The following is a 2,977-nucleotide window of genomic DNA, read 5'->3' as shown; positions in this document are numbered from 1 at the left end:
GCTAGCATCGGTTCTTTCAAGAAGGTCGGCTCCGATTTCCAGGGCGAGATCGTCACGCTGAGCCTGCAGGCCAGGGGTGTCCGCATCGTCGCCGAGGCCAACCGCACCAACGAAAACGCTCCCAGCCACCGCGTCTATGTGGGCCGGGCGGAAATCGGGGCGGCCTGGTCCAAGCGCTCCGAGGAAGGCCGCGACTACCTCTCGCTCAAGCTCGATGACCCCTCGTTCAACGCGCCGATCTACGCGAACCTGTTCAACGACGAAGGTGGCGAAGGCTACACGCTGCTCTGGTCGCGGCCGCGCAAGTCCGCCGAGTAAGCCTCGCCCCGCCTACGCCCCGCCCGATCGACTCGGACGGGGCGTTCTTTGAAGCCGACAGAAAAACTGGTCCAGGCCGCCGGATTGAGCGGCAATCGATCGGATTTATGAATTTCGCTTCGCGATCTTGGGACGTGCTTTGCAAAATTCTTCGTCAGGCAAGATAAGGTCGACGTGACTGACGCCCAGCGTGCTTGCGAGCTCGAACAGCGTCACTACAGTCGGATTGCGCTGACCACACTCCAACTTGCTAATGTATTGTTGAGTGAAGCCGGAGGCCTCGGCGAATTTCTCCTGCGTGAAGCCCTTCCGCTTCCGCAGCTTTAAGAAATTCCGCCCCACCAACTTGCGCATGTCCATCTGCGCAAGTTGCGTCTTTACATACTAGGAGGTTTATCTCCTATAATATGTATCCTGGGTTAGGACCGAACCAGGGAATAGAGCTAAGGCGCGACCTTCAGCGAGCAAGCCCCGCGCGTCGAGTCGCCACCGACACGTTTGTTCTCATACTTTGCGGGATTCTCATGCAAACGCCTCTTGACCCCGATGTCGCGGACTTGGCGCCCACAGATGCGGCGCTCACGTCCTACGACGAGCAGCATCTGGTGACGTATTTGCGGCTCCTCGATGCCGAGGCGGATGGCGCTGATTGGAGCGAAGTTGCCAGGATCGTGTTGCATATCGATCCGGATCGCGAGCCAGGGCGCGCTCGCAATGCATTCGACAGCCATTTGGCACGCGCAAAGTGGATGGCGGACCACGGCTACCGCGACTTGCTTCGCGCTGGCGTCCCCAAATAGCAAAAAATTGTCGTCTAAGTTGCGCAAGAAGAATGAATTTCTCCCGCTGATGGCGTGATCGACTTTGTGCATCACGCGTGATGCACAATTCGTGGCTTCCACAACAACCCCAAGCTTTATAGACACTCCGCCGCAATTTCGATTTGGCGGGAGATCACAGCAGTGTCTAAATTGGACTGGCGCTCACCGGAGTCGTACCGGAGCGTCAAAGATGGCGAGATGTCGGATTTCGCCTGGGAAATCCTCCGTCGCATTCCCGAGTATCAAGCTGACTATCGAGGCGCGGTTTCGAAACGCGAGCAGGTGACTCCTGAATTTCGGAGGAGATGGGGCCTCTGCTTTCGCTCATGACCCGCAGAGGTCCTTTCATCAGCAGACCATCTTCTGGGCGCCGGAGGCTTTCCCAGCGGTGCTACCGATCGTTCGGAGCGCTTCCGGCTCGGATATCGTTGCCGCTGGCCTTGCGCTCGCCGATCCTGCATCGGACAGGATCAGAAAAGCAGCGGATGGTTGGCACGTTGTATTGCGCATTCACGGAGCCAAGCATCATCTGTGGCTGAAACAGGCCCCGAAGTTCGGCGCCACTTATGCATTCGAGCTACTGCCTGATGCCGAGTTTGAGATCCGTGCCCATGCCGCACATTGCTTCTGGCGTGCGATCAACGGTCGCTCGCCCGGACCTCCGTTTCATCACCTATCGGCGCAACGACGTAAGCGATTTGCGCTGGCGCTGCGCGCCCTCGATTTAAGCATGGATGGCGCCTCCTATCGCGCAATCGCCGAGGTGTTGTTTGGTTCAAGACGCGTCTCCGAGCGCGCCTGGAAAACTAACGACCTGCGCAGCCTAGTTATCCGCTTGGTTAAGGCTGGTTTGGCGCTGATGCGCCGCGGCCACCGTGCGTTGCTCCGGCCTTCGTCTCGCAAAGAATAGCAGAGCCACGAAATCATTCCCCGACTGAGAAAGTAGTCATTCGCCATCGTGACCAAACCTGCGACGCAAAGTATGGGAGTGTTGCCTAGACATCGCTGGCTGCCGCCACGCCCTGCGGGTTCATCTCGCTTGGAGTAAGCGGACGTCAGCTCTGATGCCAGACTGGCTGGATTGGGTAGGGCGGCCGAGGTCAAGCGCTCGGACGCTTCATGGCGCTGAAGTTCCCTGAAGTTTAGCGAGCTTAATTGTAGAAGAGCGGCCTATGTGTTGCGTATGCGCCTGGCGATCAGGAGATTTCTGATGAGAGCAAGCGAGCAATCGTCCTGACCTGTGCCGGGTACCTCGGCCATCTGTGTCCCAAATGTCGCAATTGTGGTTCTAAATGCCACGTTGATGCGCGCGATTTGAATCCGCGTCTCAGATTGGCTCTGAAATGACGAGGTCTGCCCAGGCCGTATGATCTTGCCCCGCAACGTCACAGATGCTGGCACGCCATCACGAATGGCCTCCGGGCAGCGCATCTCGATCGGCCTTCGAAGCCGTGAGCTCCTCATTCAACTGCGCCGCGATTGAATGTGCCGCCCGCAAATTCTCTTCCCTCTTGGTCGCGGCCAGACGTTGCGCTTGCTGAAATACCGAGGGGCCGAAAGCCAACGAGGAGTTTTCTTCAGTTTGCCGATCGATACTGCCTAGCTCGGTGCCGTCAGCGGGGATGTCGAATGATCCTCCTGTCTTGCCGTCCAGAAAATCCCAGCACGTTTGAAATAAGTGGCGATAGCCTTGGGTTACTTCCGCCCCCCTATCAACGACGCCGGCTTGCTTTGCGAACTGAAGGTCCTTCTCATAACCGAGCTCTATCAAAAGCTCCGCCCCAACCAGGTCGGTCACGACCTGCATCTCTTCGATGCTCAGGTCGGTTTGCCAAGCC

Annotated in this window: 5 protein-coding genes and 1 pseudogene; 4 read left to right on the top strand and 2 right to left on the bottom strand. The window is 57.9% G+C overall.

All coding sequences use genetic code 11. From position 1 onward, the window contains the following. On the top strand, nucleotides 1-318 hold a 318-nt coding region (locus tag Q3C01_RS44715; protein ID WP_458151720.1), incomplete at its 5' end, for a DUF736 domain-containing protein. A gap of 105 nt (nucleotides 319-423) precedes the next feature. On the opposite strand, the gene Q3C01_RS44710 is transcribed toward Q3C01_RS44715, so the two are convergent. After that, on the bottom strand, nucleotides 424-678 hold the full coding sequence (locus tag Q3C01_RS44710) for a helix-turn-helix domain-containing protein (protein ID WP_458151719.1): 255 nt from the start codon (nucleotides 676-678) through the stop codon (nucleotides 424-426). Between the two features lie 164 nt (nucleotides 679-842). Here Q3C01_RS44710 and Q3C01_RS44705 point away from each other — a divergent pair, with 164 nt between their 5' ends. The 3 genes from Q3C01_RS44705 to Q3C01_RS44695 all read left to right on the top strand — a co-directional run bounded on the left by Q3C01_RS44705 (nucleotide 843) and on the right by Q3C01_RS44695 (nucleotide 2,049). Continuing rightward, entirely contained in the window at nucleotides 843-1,118 is a 276-nt protein-coding gene (locus Q3C01_RS44705) for a DNA -binding domain-containing protein (RefSeq protein WP_458151718.1), read from the top strand. Between the two features lie 219 nt (nucleotides 1,119-1,337). Continuing rightward, nucleotides 1,338-1,469, top strand: a complete 132-nt coding sequence (locus Q3C01_RS44700) for a transcriptional regulator domain-containing protein (protein WP_458151717.1) — start codon at nucleotides 1,338-1,340, stop codon at nucleotides 1,467-1,469. A 58-nt stretch (nucleotides 1,470-1,527) separates the two neighbouring features. After that, nucleotides 1,528-2,049 carry a DUF2285 domain-containing protein gene (locus Q3C01_RS44695; RefSeq protein WP_458151716.1) on the top strand — a complete coding sequence of 174 codons (522 nt, stop codon included), beginning with the start codon at nucleotides 1,528-1,530 and terminating at the stop codon, nucleotides 2,047-2,049. Nucleotides 2,050-2,544: 495 nt separating this feature from the next. Here Q3C01_RS44695 and Q3C01_RS44690 read toward each other — a convergent pair. Beyond that, nucleotides 2,545-2,977 (bottom strand): annotated as a pseudogene (locus Q3C01_RS44690) (nodulation protein NoeE); the annotation flags it as partial.

The sequence above is a fragment of the Bradyrhizobium sp. UFLA05-109 genome (genome assembly GCF_054185165.1).
This window is presented reverse-complemented; position numbering and strand designations above follow the sequence as displayed.

Bases quoted from the DNA above. Each gene is read 5' to 3' on its own strand.
- Q3C01_RS44700 (WP_458151717.1), top strand. From the start codon at position 1,338: ATGTCGGATTTCGCCTGGGAAATCCTCCGTCGCATTCCCGAGTATCAA.
- Q3C01_RS44705 (WP_458151718.1), top strand. From the start codon at position 843: ATGCAAACGCCTCTTGACCCCGATGTCGCGGACTTGGCGCCCACAGAT.
- Q3C01_RS44710 (WP_458151719.1), bottom strand. From the start codon at position 678: ATGGACATGCGCAAGTTGGTGGGGCGGAATTTCTTAAAGCTGCGGAAG.